Raw genomic sequence first — 19,848 nt, 5'->3', positions numbered from 1 at the left:
TTGTATAATCGCATATCGCCGATCATTGTGATCGGCTGATATGCGTTTTTTTTATTCCTGAAAATTCAAACTCCTTATTCAAGCATGCTTGAGCGGGTGTTGTTGATCCGGAATTATGAACTCTCAGCCATCATTTCAAAAAACAGCTTCAGGTATTCTGAGTAGCCTTGCGATTCCATCTGCGCCCTGGGCACAAACCGCAATGCTGCCGAGTTAATGCAATATCGCAGACCTGTCGGTGCCGGACCATCATCAAATAAATGGCCGAGATGGGAGTCGCCGATACGGCTGCGGATCTCGGTACGCACACCAAACAGCGAACGCTCCTCGTTTTCCGTCACCACTTCCGGCTGAATCGGTTTGGTGAAACTGGGCCAACCGGTCCCTGACCTGTACTTGTCGGTGGACGAGAACAGAGGCTCACCAGTCACTATGTCGACGTAGATCCCTTCCCGCTTCTCATCCCAGTATGCGTTGTTGAACGGCTGTTCTGTATCGTTCTCCTGAGTCACGCGGTACTGCAGCGGGGTGAGCATACTCCTGATAATTGCTTCAGTCGGTTTGCTATAGCGGGCACTCTTCCCGGCCGGCGCGGTTTCCTCAGCTGGTTCGTCGCGATATTGGGTGTAATCCACAAACCGCTCCTCACCCCAGACCTCATCAACGAACTGATAGCGGCCTGAGTTGAAGGTATAGAAATTGTACCGGATCGGATTTTTCCTGTAATAATCCTGGTGTTTCTTTTCCGCCTTGTAGAACGATTTGAACGGAACAATCTCAATCGTAACCGGTTTCTTGTAGCGTCCCGAGGCGGCCAATTCGTCGCGTAAACGTTCCGCAATCATTCTCTGTTTTTGATTGTGATAAAAGATGGCCGGGCGGTACTGTCTGCCGCGATCATAGAATTGGCCTCGGGAATCTGTGGGATCCATCATCCTCCATAGTCCCTGAATCAAGCCCGTATAACTGATTACTTCAGGATCGTAATAGACCTGCACAGCTTCGGTATGCCCGGTGCGTCCTCTTGCAACTTTCCGGTAGGTCGGATTTTTATCCCTACCACCGCTATAGCCAGAAACCGCCTCTTTGACGCCTGGCAACTCTTCAAATCCCGCCTCGATGCACCAGAAGCAACCACCGGCAAAAGTCGCGACCGACAGTCCCTGAAGCATCTCATCAGGCAGCTCAGCCTGTTCAGTCACCGACTGGGCGCAACCGGAAAAAAGCGCCATTAATGCCAGCAGGCCACTCCACACAGTTAACTTCATTAGGTTATCCTCTACATAACAATTAGATTTGTTCTAAATATGAATAGCAAAGTTCACCGGCCTATCACGATAAAATCACGATTTTATCGCCGAATTAATCCTATAAAAAACAAGGTATTCAGGTTACTTCCGGTGGTAACCCCCCGTTTCCCCCTAAGCTGGATAAAACCGGTTCTCAGGTTTACTTAAGTTGTTTGAACTAGCAGTGCAATAACCCAGGTTTAGTTCAACAAGATACCTTCAAAAGGTGAGAAACCACTTTGCCAATCTCGCATATCCATTTGAACTGAGATAAAACGACTACCACCCCGATGAACACCCAGATATTGTGGTCGCGATTCTTACCAACACAATATCTTGTATCTTTAGACGGGTTACGCTATGGTTAGTCGATATAGTCTGGTTACGGGGGGACAGACCGACTAATGTTGGCAAAAAGCAGATTATCTCGGCTAATGCACTTGCATCGTAATTCTTGCAGCCAATCGTAATAACCAGAAATATTGCCCATATGACAAGCCAGAAAAAGCGGTATTTCTCTGCAAGGTTTGACACCTGGCTCAAACAGGTAGTGTTCTGGAATGTTGTTTTTCGAGTTATGGAATTTGGCTGCGCTCGAGACCCTGAAGAGGTATGAGTAGAGCGAATTCATTCACTACGGAATTAAAAACTTTTTATTAGGGGTAAACAAAATGCACTGCACACACTGTTCTTCGTTGATGGCCGAGATCGAGACACAGAAGGATGTGAAAATTGAACAGTCGCGTTATGAGTGCCCGGTTTGTCGACGAACACAGTTGGTGACAAGGACGTTGGATCAATGGAAGGATCATTTAGCATTAATGTCAGGAAGGTTAGCAAGACAAGCACTTCGATATCCATAAGGTGCTTTCAGGAACTCTCCTCGCTACCTGCCATTGCAGGCGGGCGATGTTGCAACAGCACATCGCCCGGTTTTTCCTCAAACAGCTTGTATTTCTCTACAGTTTTTCTTAAAAAAATCGTCCATCAATAAGGGCCAGTATATTTTCCCCCGATCGTGGCCCGTTTACCGAAGCAGTATATCCCTATAGGCAACATAACATTCAGATGAGACGGTTGAGTTGACTGTTGCAGCCAAATGACAAATAAAAGGAATCTATAGTTCGTGTTATTTTAATTCCTACAATTCCTTTAAATATGGGCAGTTTTAATTCGGTTTGGTTACTAATAAAATCATTATAAAACAATTGAGGTATTTGAAATGTCATTTCCCACTGCCGTTAACAGCCAAATCACAGACGCCGCCATACAAGCCCATAGTGCAGGCGGTGATGAAGCGCTCTCAATAATCGCAGAACTGATGGAGAATATTGCAAAGGGCCTTAACGGCGCCAGGCAGGGAGAAGCCACAATAGATGATCTCTCTGACGCCTTTGAGAATGCTGAGGTGGCACTACACGGTATTGTTGCAAAACTTGCCACAGGAAGAGAATAAGATTGTCACTAAATGGCTTTCCTTTTTTTCCGTAATTTAACCGGGTGAAGCAATCCTTAACAGTACTCTGAAATATGGCTTTTACCCACACAATTCTGTTATCCGGCAGAAAATGCCTGTTCAGGAGTCCAAACAAAACGATGATGGGATATAGGCTTTGAGTCATATCTGTATTCTTGTTTTCAAATAAGTTCGTTGTTCGGTACACCGATGATTATACCGGATGTATTGACTGGCCTTGATAGCCTCATCTGTCACACCGCCCATTGTCTCTTTAACGACTGTCAGTACACATTAGCAACCGTATTTGAGTTCCAGGTCATATGAGGGAAAGGAGGGTAAGGGTTAACCTGCGCTTGAGCCTTAAATTATCCTCTTATTTGGTTATGCACCAATGCCGGTATCCTTGGCCTGGTACTAAATTGTTAAGTCGGCACCCGCAACCAGCCCATACACGTCGACATTGTTTCAACCAGCTTCAAGCATTTCGCTAAAACGCCGCTAAACCACAGAGTCCCTGTATCAGTTCACCGGGAATGATCATGCACATCAATTGGAGTCCGCTAGGAATTATTTTCTTCCTGTCCTGCCTGTTCGGCTGTGGAGGTGGGAACGGCGGTGATTCAGGTGGTGATTCATATATAAATTCTGTCATCTTTTCAGAGCCATGGCCAAGTGACATCAACGCCGTCTTTACTGCCACCATATCTGAATCATCCAACGATTATGAGATGGCACCGGGTGGCGCGCCTCCCTACAGTACACCAGTGCGCTACCTACCGATTGATGTAATCTGACTTTCGATGGGAATCGATAACGGCTTTCTCTATATCCGCTTTGATTTTGCCGGCCCTATACCCACTACAGCAGTTCCGGTTACCGCTTCGGGTGAAATCGAAGCTCAGACAGTTACCGGACAAGGTATCAGTGTTAACTTCAATTCCGACGGTGATTTCAATACTGGAGCCGGTGGAGAAGGTATCGATGGTATAGATCTCTTTTTTGCCTTTTCCCTGGAATATGGAGAGCCGCCCTATATCTACACCAACTACGGCTTCCCCGATGGTGATATACATCACCATCTCGGTCACTCAGATGGAGAGATGGGTGAAGGTGGCCCTGGTTACGATTATGTTGTACTGCGTTTCCTGATTTCTGATTTTACTGATTATTTCCCTGGTGGTAATACACTTGACTATGGCGGTTGGTCAGAAGCAGAGAGCAACCTGTATCACCACTACGCCTTCGATCCCATGGCACCAGGCAGTTTCTACGTCCAGCCATGATTAGACGTTCAGGAACATTCTATCAAACAACTGGCAACGGATAGGATTTCAACTGTACACTCTCTTACACCACACTACGTTATCGGAATAAATTATGATCAGACACTTAGTTCATATTGCCGTTCTGTTTTCACTGGCAAGCTGTGCAACCATGGATAAGGATGAGTGCCAGGTTGCTGACTGGTACGTTATCGGATATGAGGATGGCGCTAAGGGTCATAGCCTCTCTTATCTCGGCAATCATCGAAAAGCCTGTGCAAATCATGGCATAGCACCGGATGCTGAACTTTATGAGCAGGGGCGGCTGGCTGGTCTGAGTGAATACTGCACACGACAAAATGGCTTTGAGCTTGGAAAATCCGGTAGCAAGTTAAATCCCGTCTGCCTCCCACCCCTCACCAGGGCGTTTAAGCAAGCTTGGCAGGATGGGCGTGAGGTCTATAACGCCAAATCCAAACTGTTGGCAAGTGAACGCAGATTGAAACAGCAGCAAAAACTGGTCGATACACTATACCAGCAGCTTGAGGATTCTGAGGCCAGATTGATCAGTGATGGAATTAGCAGTAAACAACGCAGAGCACTTTTGGTTGAGGTTAAAGAACTGAGTGACGAGTTGGATATAGCGGAGGTCAAACTGACTGAGCTCCAGGATAGAGTAACGTATGAACGCAACAACTTGGAGGAAGTAGAGGAACGTTACCGCTACTAAACAACTTGAACTGTGAGTGTCGCCGTCTCTCTTTATCACAACCGTGATTGCAGCTCGCGGATGTGGGAAATTTTACCCTTTGAACCTAAACCGCGGCGTTTCAAATCGTCTTTATTCTTCGTATCCAGGAAATAGGTCACGAGAAGACTGTCGATACCACACTTTTTTGCACCCATGTGTTCATTGCTGCTGCCATCCCCGACAAAAAGGGCCTGGCTCGAATTAATCTCCATTTCAGCCAGAGCCATCCGATAGATTTCCGGCTCAGGCTTTTTCACCCCATGCTTACAACTGAAGTGCACCGTTGTGAAGAGTGGTGCAAGAGGCGAATCAGACCATGCACGCACCTCACCCGTCGAGGCATTGGAAATAAGCCCCAGTGTCAGACCTCTCTCACTAAGAGTCTCAAGGGTTTTTATGATACCTGGTTCTATAGCGGTCAATGCCGTATCAAAACGGACCTGACGCGCTTCAGCTGCTTTGTGAATTGTGGAGAGTGGGATGGTTGGATCGAGACTGTGCGCCATACGTCTAACGGTTTCTAGATGATCGGTTTCGCTCAGTATATCGTGGTGCTCGCTGAAACACGCCTGATTCCATGCCTCGCGATCCAAATCCAAGATATCAGCCGTATAACGGCCACTGTCGCCGGCAGCTTTTGAGACACTGATCAGGGTGCCGAAAAGATCAAATAAAATGGCCTTGTATGGTGATTTCATGATTTTCTGGTTGATTGAGATCTGGAACGCATTCATATTTATTCCGATCAAACCGCTAATGGCAATATGATTATTGAATTGTCATCTGATTTTATACACATATTTTTTGTGGTATTCCAAGTCCCCTCCCATCCTGACACTATACTGACAAGACCGCCTGTCTTGATGATATAAAAAAGGAGAAACGTATGTCCATCATTGTAAATGGTAAGACGATCAATCTTGACGAGGAAGGCTTTCTCGTTAATCTGGAGGACTGGAACGAAGATGTGGCTGAACATCTGGCTATAAACGAGGGATTGGAGATTTCTACGGAACACTCACTGCTGATTCATAAGGCCAGAGAATTCTACCTTGAAAAGCAGAACACTCCGTCAACTCGAGAGGTTATTCATATGATTGCGGGGAATTTAGGCCAGGACCCGATAGTGGACAGACGCTCGATTGATAAATACCTCTATCAACTGTTTCCGCATGGCCCCGACAAGCAACTTGCCAAACTTGCCGGTCTCCCTAAGCCATTGCCATCAGACACGGAAGCCTAGAACGACTCAGTTAAATGTAACCCGTAATCACTTTATATCGTGTTGGTACGAAAGCATTTCAGACCGGACATACAAAAGCGATCGGGAATGTTATCGCGCTATGCAAAGCAGAGACCAGACCCGGAATCCAGTACACTATTTTGAACTGTTTTATGGATTCCGGGCTGTATCGAAATAGATGCGTATACTTATTGAACCTCTGATCATTTCAAAGGTTCGTAATTAAGTGCCGCCCAGAGTCAGTCAACGTTTTTTATCAGGTTGACGTATCGATGATTGTCCCCATACATTGTGAATTCGTGCAATCCACCTGCCAAGACAAAAACATTTTCATAACCTAACGAGCGGGCTACCCACATGACGATATTCGACAAACCTTCACTGTCACACACAATGACATGCCTGAAGTCTTCCTGCCTACCCGGGTGCCCAAAGTGACTATTAAGCACTTCAGATATAGCATCCGCTGATTGATACCAGGTACCGTCGACATCAAGAAGATCTGTAAATTTTAATGCATTACTGGCACTCAACAGTGTTCCTTGTGCATATACGTAAGTTTTGGTTTTTATCCCGGCTGGGTATACTGATTCTCGAATATCCCAGAACCGGATAGTTGAATCAGAGCGTGTTCCAATGTTGTTCTCCAATGAGAGCTTTATTGAACTATTGCTGATTGCCGTGAAGTTACCTGGCACCAGTTCGTCAGGCTCAACGTCAACCATTGCGTATGGCACCAGTATGTTTTCAGTAGAACTGTCGTTGTAGACAACGGCAGAACCCCCATATTCAACAACCGTTCTGGAAAATCTGGTAGCGAATTCCATATTACCCACTACTATAACCGTGTCATTTTGATCGATACCCAACCTGCGCATAGTGCCTGTCCACTGCTCCGCAGTTGGCATGGCCTTGGGATATTTTTTTCCATCCGGATAAGACAGCGTATTACTGAATGTGCGAATTGCAAAGGAGTCACCCTCACTGTCTGGCTGCCAGGAAAGTACCCGACGAATATCCGTACCAGGAATCACATCAGAGGGTCTGTCATTCGCGTTTTTGACTACGTAAACAACCTTCGCCTGCTGCTGCAAAAGTTCCTTTAACTGAGCCGAATCCACCAGCCAGCTGCTATCAAACTGGGCTGCCTCTATACTGCTGAAATATATCCATAACAAGACTACTTCCAAATATGGGAACAAAACTCTCCTTAAACTCATTAATGCTCTCCTTTTCAATTTACAATGTAATACACCATCCATTTAAACTACCAAGATCAGATCCGCTTACAACTCACAATTCGCTACTGTAAATGGACATCAACAAATACAACAAACACCTGCCTGGGCGAACCAGACAAGAATCCAAGCACAATACCCGTAAACATGGAGGAATGCGACATTTACAGATCATAATCAGTCAGCCGCTTCATCAAGCAATAAGGCTACCTAATATACGACTCCAAATGAATGCCTTAAACATTTTCTATCAATTGCAATCCCTTCGTGCCGGACAAAACTTCTTGCTGCCGGCAAAATCGGACAAGACGCTGAACTGGGGCGGTCAACCGGCATATTCAATATCGAAGTTTATGCCGGTATGATTATAGTCATTACACTGACAACGTTTCTCTTACCCTTTGCCATAAAATGGTTCTATGCCAACTGTTTTCAACATACGAGTACCAGGACTGACCACAATACGGAAAGCGGACAGGTTATCAGCTGGGAAAGGGAGGTTGAGCTTACTACTAAATTTGTTTTATCAGAAGCATGCAATTAATCGTGCTTCTGTGTGGCTACTACCAACAGATCTATTTCCGGCCAGTTTAAATCAATACAGGTACGGACAACGCTTGGGTATGATATTGCAGTATTATTAGATTTTACCCGTTTATGTATTCCGCAAACTTCCTATCCTCTTTAACCGTATGACTTATAAACCACATTTCTAAAAAGTCTATCACCTGAATTGCTTCAATATGTCCCTCCTCAAAAAGTAATTTATTCTTATTCAATCCGTCAATGAGTTTATTGTGTAGTTTCTTGTGCTCTTGCAAGCCCGAATAACCAGAGCGATGCATTAGGTTTTCTTCGCTTACGAAGTGGAAATGGGTATATAAACCCAGTTCGGTGAAGAGGGACTTCTGGTAAGGGAGGTCACTACTGTTTTTTAACTCATCTGCAAGTCTGGTAATTAACTTAAAGAAGTACTGGTGTTGCAGGTCTATCTCTTTGATACCAAGTTCATACTTTTTTGACCAGCCTTGTAGTCTATATTGCATTATTTTTGACTCACGCTATCCAACAGATAATCACCGCAACATACCCTGTTTTTCCCAAGTGATTTTGCCATATATAATTTCTCATCTGCCTTTACTATGAGTTGTCTGGCGGATTGGTTAATTGTGGCTTTCATGGCAGCACAACCAATACTGGCAGTGCCTAGATTCTTTTGGTCGGTTTCTTTGTTCTGCCTTGATATGTGTTCTACAGCCGAGCGGAAACGTTCAGCTATCTTAAAAGCGTTTTGCAGGTTACATTCTGGAAGTAAAACAACAAATTCCTCACCACCATAGCGCGCTACTATATCACCCGGCCTCTGTAATAACCCCGACAGACAGTGAGCCACCTTCTTCAGATACTCATCACCTATACTGTGTCCATACATGTCGTTATATACTTTAAAACCATCCAAATCGATCATCAGTATCGCAATATACGATCCCCCGCGTATTGCTCGTCTCCACTCCAGCTCAAGTGTATTGTCAAACCTGCGACGGTTGGGTATACGAGTCAGCGGATCAATATTTGAGAGTTGTTCCAACAGATCCGCTCTATATTTGGCGGTAAGGTGGCTATTGATTCTAGCCTTTATAACAGAAAGGCTGAATGGTTTTATTATAAAGTCTACCGCCCCTGAAGATAGCGCCTTAATCTCATGATTTGGATCCTGCCTGTTGGCAATCAGCACCACTGGAATGTTGGCAGTATTCGGATTTTCCTTTAGTGTCCGGCAGACATCAAGACCATCATCTGCGCATTTAAACGGATCGAATATAACAAGATCCGGATATTGCTGTCGACTTAACAGACATTTCAGATCATCAACGGAACTGGCGCACGTAGTATTGTAATCGTTCTTAAGTAATCGATTTAAGACTGGGATGTTTTCATCGTCATTATCAATTATAAGCAATTGCGCATTCGATAGTTCATATCCTGATTTTTGTGCTTCTTTTAACACGATATTATATTTCTGCATATAATTTATTTATTATTTACTATTTTCACTTCTTCTGTCCTTAAAGTATGCACAAAACCATTCATTGTCTTTCGACTGGCGATAGTGAAGTTTTGTTATAGATCAATCCTGGTTCACAGCATGAAAAGTCCCGAGACCAACGCGTTGTTTCCTGGACCCTAACCCTTTCTGTTCATCTGAATAATTATATAGATCCTTACGATTCAACCATAAAAGCGGGCAAACGCTGTCTTTGATTCAAAGCTCCGGTTTTTGTCTTTTTATGAACACTGCTTAACGCAACCTATAAATATACCGAAAATCGGGTTATAACAACCCGTTACCTGATAATTGGCCGGTAGTGTAATGAAAGTTTACAATCCTGTAACAATTACACCGAGGATAATCTATCGATAGCCCGGCGAAGAGAGGGTTTGGAATGGGTTCTTTGGCGCTTAACGTTCGAGATCCTATTGTTTGGATCTTGCATACTTCAGATCTTTGATTTATCAATCAAGGCCGACTTTGTCTGGATTAGTGTACAGCGTAACTGAATTGAGAATCATATCGATATGGTATTCGTCTGGCTCGCATACGGGAAGCATTCGCACTAGAAACACATTAACATATACTCAGTAGATGCAGGCATCAGTATCCACAACAGACTCCATACGCAACCACGCCTGGGCACAGGCCGTAGGGTCGTATGTGCTGCCCTCTTTTATTGCTGTGATTAACATTTGCATGTTAACGGCATGTCCGCTGTTCATAATGAAAAAGTCTCTCAGCAACCTGTCCAGCACTTCTTTTCCCAACTTGTACTCAAGGTGCTTGAAGAAGAATGCACCCTTCATATAGGGCGCAGCGCCATACAGGCCATCCTCCAGGATATCTATCTCATTACAACCCTCTGGCCAGGCAATCTTATTCTCATCGCTGTTTTGCAATTGATCGAGTTTGTTTTCATATGATACCCAAATTTGCTTACCATATTCTTCGCCCGCAACCTCATTGAGAGCCCGAGCCGCAAGATAGGATGCAATACCCTCAGATAACACGAAATCCTCCCAGCATCCGATACGAACACCATTGCCAAACCAGCCATGAGAGGCCTCATGCGCATGTACCACCGGATCGTTTAAGGATTCACCAGCTATATGCCAAAATGGATGATGTTCCAGGCCGCCAAACCCGCCTGCAGGCCATCTGACAGAGACACTAGCGACTTTCTCACCGAAGGGGTATTGGCCGTATGTCTGTTCGTACCAGTCGAAGACATCTCTCAGATACCGGGTTCCATTTAAAGCACTTTCTTCCTCATCCGGAAAATAGTAGATACCCACCTCGGTACCGTCTGCCGTTACACCAAGCATGCTGTAATCGTAATCACCAACTGCCCAAGCCAACATATATGATGGGGCATCGGCAGTAATCAATTCAGGATGTATACTGACCTCGCCGTCCGGTATCCCATTAACCACCAATTCAAAACCACTCCCTTCAGCTGGCTGCGACTTGCATGGAAAAATATTGCCGCAGTGATATGGCCAGGTGAAAGTTACACCGCTGGCAAGTATGCCATCAAAGTTATCATGCAGGTTAAAGTAGTACTCTATTGTTATCGTCTGCGGCTCAGCCGACAAAGGTATACCCACATCTAGCTGTCCCTGCGTTACATTAAACTTCAGCTGATCCCCATTTGAAACAATATTAATGATCGTCAGATCACCAATCTCAAAAGAGGCAGCTGATGATAATAGTGAACCCAACAGCACCAGGTCGGCAATTCCCGTCATTGTTTGCAGATCAATATTCAGGCTGGTATGTAAGATGTCCCTGGACCAGTCAGTCGAAGCATCCGGGAGGGTATCGCTGTTTACATCATTCCTATCAGTGACACATGCAGTCAATAGTGAAGCGAGCAATAGAAAAAATGCCGAAAATTGCAATGCATGTTCACATACAGGCGTCGGTGTGTGTCTTAAAAGTTGCAACCGGCTGATTGATACATCCATGAAACTGTAACTCTTGATTCCCATTCAACAATAAGATATGCCCATGCGTTGATGTAATCAACAGCCGTTTTTGTCTGCGATATACTCGTGCACGGCAGATCAAACAGCATTGTCCGGCATTTCTTTGATATAGAGATCCTGTTTCGCAAAGGGAATCTCTATCCCTTCCACTAAAAACCGTTTATAAACAGCTGAATTGAGGGCATCCAGCACACGACCACGCAATTCAGGATTGTCAACCCAGCAGAGCAGTTCAAAATCCAGGGAAGAGGCGCCGAAAGCCCTAAACCTCACACGCGGCTCAGGTTGATCGCAAACCGTCTCCGACTCATGAGCCACAGACATTAAAACATCCCGCACCTGGTCAATGTCAGAGCCATAGGCGACACCCACCGCAACTCTGATACGGTATTTTACATGCGGCCCACCTGACTCATTGACGACCTTCGAGTTGCCCATAATTGAATTCGGTATCGTCACCTCAACATCATCCCGAGTAAGCAGGCGTGTGCTGCGAATCCCAATGTGGGTGACTTTGCCCCGTATGCCACCCCCATCATCCAGGACAACGTAATCACCGATCTTATAAGGTGAGTCCGCCATAATGAAGACACCGGAAAACAGATTGGCCAGAGTATCTTTCGCTGCAAAACCAATGGCGATACCCGCGATACCCGCAGACGCCAACCACGCCGTCATATCTACATGCCATGACTGAAACATGAAATAAACGGCGAATACAATAATGGTTATGGCTGCGATATTGGTAAAGAGAGGAAGCGTTTGAGGTCTCACCATTGCATTCGGTTTAGCCCTGCGACTGGCTTCAGACAGCAGCAGTTTTGAAATCCGGACAACGAACAGCATCCATACCAGTATCAGAACAGAAAGAACGAAGGATACCAGTGTACTGCGAATACTCTCTTCGATCCCCACCATTGAAGATGATGCCACAACACCGATCAGGGCCAATGTCCAGAACAACGGACTGCGCAGATATTGTACTATCAGGTCATCGATATGGGTTGAAGTATGGGAAGTAAGCCTTCTGACCAACGGCATCACGATCCACTCAACCACCTTGGCCAAAACAATAAAGATCAGTAATACAATCAGACCCTTTACCCATGGGTGATTGCCGAACAACGCTATTAACGGCTCTAACTGATCAGGTACATCTATCTTATCAACCAGTTGCTCCATGCCAGACTTCAATGCCGACTCCACTGGCTCGCCGGTTTCCAATATCTCTGTATCTTCGTTTTCACTTGCCATGGCCACATTCAATCCTTATTTCGAAACTGTTCATAGAAGCATCATTCGATATTCAATCATTAACAATGACACTATATCAGGACAGACTCAATACACTACAACAAGACCGAGCCTGCTATTGATGACACCTTCAAATTAAAACTTTACGATATAATATTGTCTTATCATTTTTAACTGATATTAACGTTTGTTCACCATTTACGACGGCCTCATCACGGCTGACTGCACCATATTTTCAGTATAAACCTTCAATATCCGCCTGGTCCTTTTACTGGTCTCGATACAGCATAGGACAGGCCTCTTCCCAACCGCATACGCTCAATCGGCACTCAACGCACCATTCCGCTACAATTTAAATCAGATCCGGCATCCCGATTTCCTCTGACGGGTCGCCATCATTGAATTATCGCTCGTGTCCTGACAATTTTTTTGGGAGGAGAGATGAACTGGAAACAGGCATATCGTTCTTTTTACTATGAAGGCGCACCTGACCCTCAGGACCTCGATCTTCGCTATCAAAACACCGCATTGCTGACCATAGACATACAGAATATTTACATGAAACCTGCTGAAGACCCAATTGAACGAGCACGTTGGGCACCTTTTAGAAAGCGAATGAATGAGATTGTCATTCCCGCCACCCGCGATCTGCAGGACCGCTTTCGCCGAAAAGAGATGGATGTTCTCCATGCCAGGATTGCCTGCCTCCTCGATGACGGGCGCGACCGGTCACTCAGTCAAAAGAAACCGGGCTGGAACTACCTGCTGCTGCCGACAAATTCGGAAGACTCGCAAATAGTGCCTGAGTTAAGCCCTGCAGCAGGAGAGATCGTGGTAAGCAAAACAACAGACAGCGCGCTTACCGGCACCAACCTTAGATTAGTGCTGCACAACATGGGAATCGAAAATGTCATCATGTGCGGTATATTTACAGACCAATGCGTCTCTTCCACTGTGAGAAGCCTTGCAGACGAGAGCATTAATGTAGTGGTTGTTGAAGACTGCTGCGCGGCAGGTACTGATGAACTGCACTATCGGGAGCTGGAAATTATCAATATGATCTATTGCCACGTCATATCCAGTAAAGAGCTGATAGATATCATGGATCTCGCATAATCAATCTTGGTGCACGCCGATTCTGAAAATACCACTTATATAGCTTCCGGCTACACGATGGATATACCCAACCACTCTTTGAATACCTCATTGTCATTATGATCTTGGATTGTATGCTTTACCCCACACAATGGTACAAATATGAAAGCGATATGGAATGGCGGATTACTGGCAGAAAGCAACACAACACTGATCGTTGAGGGCAACCATTACTTCCCGCCTGATTCATTAAACCGAGAGTACTTCAGAAACAGTGATACGACGTCACTGTGTGTCTGGAAAGGCATGGCCAACTATTACACAATCTGTGTCGGCGATAAGATCAATCGTGATGCGGCCTGGTACTACCCCTCACCTTCATCGGCCGCCGCGGAGATCAAGAACTATGTGGCATTTTGGCATGGTGTGGAGGTCACCGAGTGATGAAAAGCCGTATGGCCGGACGGTCCCGACCACGGCTTTCCATCGTACATCCACTCAGGTTTTTTTCGCCCAAGCAGACGATTGCCCAACTGCTGCAATCCGTTTTACGGTCTTATCAGTGTTCCATACCGCATTCGCCATATAGCGAAAATTGAACATTGCCGCCAGGTAACCGTCGCCCTCCTCGTCTATCGGGATTACGCGGCTTGGAACTGTAACAGCGGCAGTAACTGACCGTTGCCATCCAGCTTTCGCAGGTCGTCATAACCGCCAATTGCCTGGGAACCCACCACAATCTGCGGGAAGGTCCTGCCGCCGGTACGCTCAACCATTTCGGTGAGAATCCCGGGATCTTCAGTGACATCCAGCTCTTCATAGGCGATACCGCGCGACGCCAACAACGCCTTTGCATGACTGCAATAGGGACAATTCGGCTTGGTGTAAATGGATACGTCAGACATTTAATCTCTCCGCTATTAGTTAACACGGAGGCTATTATTAAGCTTACTTAAAAGACAAACTATGACTATTTGTGTTTTTTTTATGTCTATTCGTATAAATTTGCTAAATTTATGGACATGGATGTACTGAGCGAAATATTACAATCGCTGCACCTCAAGGCGAGCGTTTTTCTACATGCCTGTTTTCGTGGCGATTGGGCAGTGGACACCTCAGGCCAGCGTCGCGCCACGTTCCACCTGGTGGCCAGCGGAGGGTGCTGGCTGCACATGCCTGATCGGGAGGAGCCGATTGCACTAGCCGGCGATGACCTGATCGTTTTTCCACACGACGCCCAACATACCATCAGTAACAGCCAACACCCGGTTGCCGAGGACTTTCCCCGCAATCAGTTGCCCGACGAGTCATCCACAGGTCCCGGTGTCACTTTGATTTGCGGTTATTTCGACTTTGACCGGGATAGTTGGAATCCACTCGTCGACGCGCTGCCGGCTGTCATGATCATCCGTAATGACGGCACCACTGGCGTTCCCTTCTCCCATTCATTACGGCAGCTGTTGATTCATGAGATCGAGGCCACTCAGCTTGGTGGAGCGTTGGTGATCGATAAACTGTCGGAGGTCATGTTTATCAATACGATAAGACATTACTTGAATAACAGCAGCGATGTGGGATTCGTCGCCGCACTGGCCGATGAGAAGATAGGCAAGGCCTTGAGCAGAATTCACGAATCACCCTCCCATAACTGGAATGTCGAACGCCTGGCGCAAGTTGCCGGTATGTCGCGTTCAGCATTCTCCGGACGTTTCAACCACCTAGTCGGGTTGTCGCCAATGCACTATCTGAGCCGCTGGCGCATGACCCAGGCTCATCAACTCTTTCAGACCGGAAACCACTCTGTGGCTCAGGTTGCGGCACTCTCCGGCTACCAGTCGGAAGCCGCATTCGCAAAGGCGTTTAAAAGACAGTTTGGCTATGGCCCGGGAGTGGCGCGGAAAAACAAACCGCCAAACCAGAGCGAAACCGGGTCATAGTGCATCACGCACCCTTTCCAGGCGGCTTTTTACATCCCTTGCCATATCCGCGATTTTCTCTCCTTCCACGAGTTGCAACACGGCAACCGGATCCATGAAGGCAACTGTAATACCACCGTCCTCCTCCTGACGAATGACTACATTGCAGGGCAATAACAGGCCGATATCCGGTTCAGCATCGATCGCCTGATTCGCCAATGATGGGTTGCAGGCGCCCAATATCTTATAGGGACGTTTATCGATACCCAGCTTCATTTTCATCGTCGCCTGGACGTCAATCTCCGTCAGCACCCCGAATCCTTCATTTTTCAGGGCCTCCACGACCCGAGTTTCAACCCGTTCCAGATCACCTTCAACACTGGTTTTAAAGCTATACATTAAACACCTCTTGTATATATATGCTTAGACACATTCGTTGTGGCAGACAATGCTCCGTAAACTACCCGAGGATAGCATTGATAAACGCCAAATAGGCCCCATGAGAATTATGTGTTCCTTCCCGTCGTTGGAGCCGTTGACCTGACTTGGCCGATTCATACAGGCAATCTTGGCCTATATCCGATCGGCATGGCCATGGGGTGCTGAGTGAAGAAATAGAGCCTACTGCCGACAACTGGAATGACTACACTTGATAATGTTTAATTGAGGGCTATCACAGTGACTCTTGGACCTGTTCGCTATATAAGATACCTGGCACGGAGCCTGTTTCTGACGCTCCTTTTCTCGGCGCCCCTCCTGGCCAACAAATTCGAAACCATCGGCGGAGGCGTCTCAGGCTCGACCCGGGTCAAGATCGAATACCTGCAGGTAATCGCCTACGCCGCAGGCGGGATCTTTCTGATCGCCGGGATTCTAACGATTGTGATGCACAACAGCAATGCACAGACATTGAACTATACGATGTGGAAACCCTCCGCCGCGGTATTCTTTCTGTTGAGTATTGGCGCATTCGCGGCAGCCGTTCTGATGAAATAGGGCCGATACGCCTATGTGCAACAGCATCCCCCGCATGCGGAGGCAGGATCGACACACTGCGTGATAGGCCGATGATCCCCGGGATTGGAACAACCATCAGACAAACAAAGCGTCTTATGTGGGAAAATCACCGGCATATTTATCGATCCATTCCAGGGCTGCCTCTTCTCCCGTGAGATCGCGTCCCTGTGACTGTTTTATGCTTTGCTTATAGTGTTCGATATAACAGAGCTGTTCTACCATGCGTACCGCATAGGCAGTCTCCTCCTCAGAGAATTTGATGCCTACAAGATAATTGTCCCGTTCCTTATGGCACCATACCACGATACCTGTGGCGTGAAATTGTGGCGGTGTAATGGGGATAGCGATATGGATCTCGGTGCCGGCATCTATCTTCACATCGGACATAAAACAGAGCCCGCCTTCACTGTAGTTAGTCAAGGTTTCGCGATTGGTGGAGGCTTGCCCACCAATCTGGAAATCGATCGGCACATCAGTCGGATGTCGGATATATAGGCGCATTTCTGTTTTTTCTCACCACAATCCAGGACTGTGGCAAATTCTGATAACACAATTAGCGGGAACAACTCCTGTTATCATAATCCTGGTTATAACAAAAGCAAAGGAAGCGGATTTTTGCAAGTTACGATGAAATTCACTATGACTGTTAATGTGACTCTTCAGATCCATATCCTTTTTTCGTGAAGTATTGCAGTCAATTCGGAATGAAAGGCCTGTCACCCTGCTTAACCGGGTTGCAAGATGTCATCCATGACCACAGAATCTGAGCCATGAAAAGAATGACATTACAAGGCACGCTAAGCTGCCTGATCAACGCCGCTTCAGTCAGCAGCGTCAACCCTGCCTGGGATATGAGCAACCGGGAGGTCATCGAGCACCTCGAGAGCTGGTTCGATGCCTTGGGTTTCAGGACCGAAGTACTCACCATTCCCGGTCATCCTGACAAATTCAATCTCATCGCCAGCGCCGGCCAGGGGAATGAGGGTCTGGTGCTTTCGGGCCATACCGATACCGTTCCCTTCGATGAAGCGAAATGGCACAGTGATCCGCTGAAACTGCAAGAAAGGGACGGGCGTTTCTACGGTATGGGAAGCGCTGACATGAAGGGTTTTTTTGCCGTGATACTCGAAGCGATTCGGGAAGTGCCGCTGCAGCAACTGAAACAGCCTCTGGTCATCATCGCCACAGCGGATGAAGAGAGTACAATGTGTGGCGCTAAGTCACTCACCGATCTGCATCGCCGGCTGGGACGTCATGCGATTATAGGCGAGCCAACCGACATGAAACCGGTAAGGCTGCACAAAGGTATCTCCATGGAGTCGATTCGGATCATTGGCAAGTCGGGGCACTCAAGTGATCCCTCCCTCGGAGTGAATGCCCTGGATGCTATGTACCAGGTCCTTGGCGAAGTCATACAATGGCGAAGCGAACTGCAACAGCGTTATCAAAACCAGGCCTTCAAGGTCGCGTTTCCGACGCTCAATCTGGGCCATATCCATGGCGGAGACAACCCAAATCGGATCTGCGGTCAGTGTGAACTGCAGTTCGATCTTCGTCCATTGCCCGGGATGTCCCTGAATAATCTGCGTGGTGAATTGAGACAAAGGCTGAGTAAACGCCTGCATGACGCCGACTTGAACTGGGAGTTGACGCCGGTCTTCGACGGCATCCCGGCAATGGAGACGCCGCAGGAGGCTGCAATTGTCCAAGCTGTGGAACAGCTCACCGGCGCCGAGTCGGGAGCGGTTGCCTTCGGTACTGAAGGCCCCTTTTTCAACAGCATGGGAATGCAGACTGTTATCTGCGGCCCTGGCAGCATCGAACAGGCCCACCAGCCGGACGAATATCTGCCGCTAAAACATATTCAACCCGCGATCAACCTGATACAGTCTCTGATCAGGCAATTCTGTTTATAGACAATGGGTTAAACTGTATGACAAAACCCACGAACAACGTTCCAGACAGCTTCGTCGACTGGTTTCGGGACTCATCCCCGTATATCCATGCCCATCGAGGCCGTACCTTCATCATCTCCTTCGGGGGAGAGGCGGTTGTGGATGCCGGATTCGCCAACCTGATACACGACATCGCCCTCTTGCATGGTTTGGGAATACGCCTCGTATTGGTTCACGGCGCCCGTCCTCAAATCGAGGAACGACTCAAGACCCGGGGTGTGAAAACAGCATATGTCGAAGGCCTGCGCGTCACCGACAATGCTGCATTGACCTGTGTAAAAGAGGCTGCCGGATCGGTACGGGTGGAGATAGAGGCCCTGTTGTCGATGGGATTGGCAAACTCGCCCATGGCGGGTGTCCGCATCCGGGCTGCCTCGGGAAACTTTGTCACCGCCAAGCCGATCGGTGTCAGGAACGGCATCGACTACTGTCATACCGGTGAGGTTCGTCGTGTGGACGCAACAGGGCTGGAACAACGGCTACAGGCAGGGGCCATCGCCATTGTACCGCCGCTGGGGTACTCCCCTACAGGCGAGGTATTCAATCTGAGTTCCGCCGATGTCGCCGCATCGGTGGCAGTTGCATTGGGCGCCGAAAAACTGATCTCTCTTGTCGAAGCCAAAGGGGTGACTGACTCGCGCAACCAACTGATCACGAATATTGTTCCAAAACAGGTTGATGCGTTACTGCAACGGCGTAAAAAGTTACCGGATGATCTCAGGCATCATCTAGAGGCTGCCGTCTATGCATGCCGCAGTGGCGTCAAGCGCATCCATATCGTCAACCGTAAGCGAGACGGGGCGCTGTTGAAAGAGCTCTTCACCCGGGACGGTATCGGTACGCTTATCACCGCCGAGCCCTATGAAGAGACCCGTACTGCCCGTATCGATGACGTGGGCGGCCTGCTGGAACTGATTGAGCCGCTTGAGAAGACAGGTGTTCTGGTTCGTCGTTCCCGTGAGCTGCTGGAGACAGAGATCGACGGTTTCACCCTAATGGAGAGGGATGGCATGGCGATTGCGTGTGCCGCACTCTTCCCCTATCCCAAGGAGGCGATGGCCGAACTGGCCTGTGTGGTGGTACATCCCGACTATCGGGGCAGTGATCGGGGTGACCGGCTGTTGGCTTATATGGAAAGGAAAGCGCAGCAGAATGGGATAGATAAGCTTTTCATATTGACCACCCAAGCCGCTCACTGGTTCAGGGAACGGGGTTTTGTACAGGCCGATCTGCGTAACCTGCCAATGCGCAAACAGGCACTCTACAACTACCGTCGTAACGCAAAAGTCTTCATGAAGAAGATCTGAGCCGGCCATTCTCAGAACGGC

The 19,848-nt window shown here is 47.5% G+C and carries 21 protein-coding genes; 11 read left to right on the top strand and 10 right to left on the bottom strand.

Translation table 11 applies throughout. From position 1 onward, the window contains the following. Positions 1 to 113: 113 nt before the first annotated feature. A complete protein-coding gene (msrB, locus tag AB8516_RS16855; RefSeq protein ID WP_369163320.1) occupies positions 114 to 1,172 on the bottom strand; it encodes a peptide-methionine (R)-S-oxide reductase MsrB in 1,059 nt (352 codons plus the stop codon). A gap of 1,339 nt (positions 1,173 to 2,511) precedes the next feature. Here msrB and AB8516_RS16850 point away from each other — a divergent pair. The 4 genes from AB8516_RS16850 to AB8516_RS16835 all read left to right on the top strand — a co-directional run bounded on the left by AB8516_RS16850 (position 2,512) and on the right by AB8516_RS16835 (position 4,740). Continuing rightward, positions 2,512 to 2,745, top strand: a complete 234-nt coding sequence (locus AB8516_RS16850) for a hypothetical protein (RefSeq protein WP_369162402.1) — start codon at positions 2,512 to 2,514, stop codon at positions 2,743 to 2,745. Between the two features lie 542 nt (positions 2,746 to 3,287). Then, positions 3,288 to 3,542 carry a hypothetical protein gene (locus AB8516_RS16845; protein ID WP_369162401.1) on the top strand — a complete coding sequence of 85 codons (255 nt, stop codon included), beginning with the start codon at positions 3,288 to 3,290 and terminating at the stop codon, positions 3,540 to 3,542. Between the two features lie 6 nt (positions 3,543 to 3,548). Next, a complete protein-coding gene (locus AB8516_RS16840) occupies positions 3,549 to 4,031 on the top strand; it encodes a hypothetical protein (protein ID WP_369162400.1) in 483 nt (160 codons plus the stop codon). 94 nt (positions 4,032 to 4,125) lie between these two features. Then, a complete protein-coding gene (locus AB8516_RS16835; RefSeq protein ID WP_369162399.1) occupies positions 4,126 to 4,740 on the top strand; it encodes a DUF2799 domain-containing protein in 615 nt (204 codons plus the stop codon). Positions 4,741 to 4,775: 35 nt separating this feature from the next. On the opposite strand, the gene AB8516_RS16830 is transcribed toward AB8516_RS16835, so the two are convergent. Continuing rightward, the gene (locus AB8516_RS16830) at positions 4,776 to 5,510 is read right to left on the bottom strand and encodes an HAD family hydrolase (RefSeq protein WP_369162398.1); all 735 of its coding nucleotides are present in this window, start codon (positions 5,508 to 5,510) and stop codon (positions 4,776 to 4,778) included. Positions 5,511 to 5,647: 137 nt separating this feature from the next. On the opposite strand from AB8516_RS16830, the gene AB8516_RS16825 reads away from it, so the two are divergent. Then, a complete protein-coding gene (locus tag AB8516_RS16825) occupies positions 5,648 to 6,004 on the top strand; it encodes a TusE/DsrC/DsvC family sulfur relay protein (RefSeq protein ID WP_108289340.1) in 357 nt (118 codons plus the stop codon). 239 nt (positions 6,005 to 6,243) lie between these two features. On the opposite strand, the gene AB8516_RS16820 is transcribed toward AB8516_RS16825, so the two are convergent. The 5 genes from AB8516_RS16820 to AB8516_RS16800 form a co-directional block, all read right to left on the bottom strand. Beyond that, complete coding sequence (locus AB8516_RS16820; protein ID WP_369162397.1) at positions 6,244 to 7,224, bottom strand: rhodanese-like domain-containing protein; 981 nt, start codon at positions 7,222 to 7,224, stop codon at positions 6,244 to 6,246. 665 nt (positions 7,225 to 7,889) lie between these two features. Then, positions 7,890 to 8,288, bottom strand: coding sequence for a bacteriohemerythrin (locus AB8516_RS16815; RefSeq protein WP_369162396.1), 399 nt, complete (start codon positions 8,286 to 8,288; stop codon positions 7,890 to 7,892). After that, positions 8,288 to 9,250: a diguanylate cyclase gene (locus AB8516_RS16810; RefSeq protein WP_369162395.1), complete on the bottom strand. Its 963-nt coding sequence runs from the start codon at positions 9,248 to 9,250 to the stop codon at positions 8,288 to 8,290. Before AB8516_RS16810 ends, AB8516_RS16815 begins: the two co-directional genes overlap by 1 nt. Positions 9,251 to 9,879: 629 nt before the next feature. After that, the gene (locus AB8516_RS16805) at positions 9,880 to 11,262 is read right to left on the bottom strand and encodes a M1 family metallopeptidase (RefSeq protein WP_369162394.1); all 1,383 of its coding nucleotides are present in this window, start codon (positions 11,260 to 11,262) and stop codon (positions 9,880 to 9,882) included. A 99-nt stretch (positions 11,263 to 11,361) separates the two neighbouring features. Then, entirely contained in the window at positions 11,362 to 12,537 is a 1,176-nt protein-coding gene (locus AB8516_RS16800; protein ID WP_369162393.1) for a mechanosensitive ion channel family protein, read from the bottom strand. Positions 12,538 to 12,978: 441 nt separating this feature from the next. On the opposite strand from AB8516_RS16800, the gene AB8516_RS16795 reads away from it, so the two are divergent. Both AB8516_RS16795 and AB8516_RS16790 read left to right on the top strand, forming a co-directional pair. Continuing rightward, positions 12,979 to 13,653 carry a cysteine hydrolase family protein gene (locus AB8516_RS16795; protein WP_369162392.1) on the top strand — a complete coding sequence of 225 codons (675 nt, stop codon included), beginning with the start codon at positions 12,979 to 12,981 and terminating at the stop codon, positions 13,651 to 13,653. A gap of 141 nt (positions 13,654 to 13,794) precedes the next feature. Next, positions 13,795 to 14,076: a DUF427 domain-containing protein gene (locus tag AB8516_RS16790; protein ID WP_369162391.1), complete on the top strand. Its 282-nt coding sequence runs from the start codon at positions 13,795 to 13,797 to the stop codon at positions 14,074 to 14,076. Positions 14,077 to 14,273: 197 nt separating this feature from the next. On the opposite strand, the gene grxC is transcribed toward AB8516_RS16790, so the two are convergent. Continuing rightward, the gene (gene grxC / locus AB8516_RS16785; protein WP_369162390.1) at positions 14,274 to 14,537 is read right to left on the bottom strand and encodes a glutaredoxin 3; all 264 of its coding nucleotides are present in this window, start codon (positions 14,535 to 14,537) and stop codon (positions 14,274 to 14,276) included. Between the two features lie 111 nt (positions 14,538 to 14,648). On the opposite strand from grxC, the gene AB8516_RS16780 reads away from it, so the two are divergent. After that, positions 14,649 to 15,569 (top strand): AraC family transcriptional regulator, encoded by a 921-nt coding sequence (locus AB8516_RS16780; protein ID WP_369162389.1) that lies wholly within the window; start codon positions 14,649 to 14,651, stop codon positions 15,567 to 15,569. Here the strand turns inward: AB8516_RS16780 and AB8516_RS16775 are convergent. Next, the gene (locus AB8516_RS16775) at positions 15,564 to 15,947 is read right to left on the bottom strand and encodes a DUF302 domain-containing protein (RefSeq protein WP_369162388.1); all 384 of its coding nucleotides are present in this window, start codon (positions 15,945 to 15,947) and stop codon (positions 15,564 to 15,566) included. The genes AB8516_RS16780 and AB8516_RS16775 overlap by 6 nt on opposite strands. 279 nt (positions 15,948 to 16,226) lie before the next feature. Between AB8516_RS16775 and AB8516_RS16770 the strand changes: the two genes are divergently transcribed. Then, positions 16,227 to 16,544, top strand: coding sequence for a hypothetical protein (locus AB8516_RS16770; protein WP_069121197.1), 318 nt, complete (start codon positions 16,227 to 16,229; stop codon positions 16,542 to 16,544). A gap of 114 nt (positions 16,545 to 16,658) precedes the next feature. Here AB8516_RS16770 and AB8516_RS16765 read toward each other — a convergent pair whose 3' ends face one another. Next, positions 16,659 to 17,066, bottom strand: a complete 408-nt coding sequence (locus tag AB8516_RS16765) for a PilZ domain-containing protein (protein WP_069121198.1) — start codon at positions 17,064 to 17,066, stop codon at positions 16,659 to 16,661. 269 nt (positions 17,067 to 17,335) lie between these two features. On the opposite strand from AB8516_RS16765, the gene argE reads away from it, so the two are divergent. Together argE and argA are read left to right on the top strand one after the other, a co-directional pair. Beyond that, complete coding sequence (gene argE, locus AB8516_RS16760) at positions 17,336 to 18,481, top strand: acetylornithine deacetylase (RefSeq protein WP_369162387.1); 1,146 nt, start codon at positions 17,336 to 17,338, stop codon at positions 18,479 to 18,481. Between the two features lie 17 nt (positions 18,482 to 18,498). Then, a complete protein-coding gene (gene argA / locus AB8516_RS16755; RefSeq protein ID WP_369162386.1) occupies positions 18,499 to 19,827 on the top strand; it encodes an amino-acid N-acetyltransferase in 1,329 nt (442 codons plus the stop codon). Positions 19,828 to 19,848: the final 21 nt, after the last annotated feature.

It is taken from the genome of Candidatus Thiodiazotropha sp. LNASS1 (assembly GCF_964212655.1).
GTDB lineage: Bacteria > Pseudomonadota > Gammaproteobacteria > Chromatiales > Chromatiaceae > Thiodiazotropha.
This window is presented reverse-complemented; position numbering and strand designations above follow the sequence as displayed.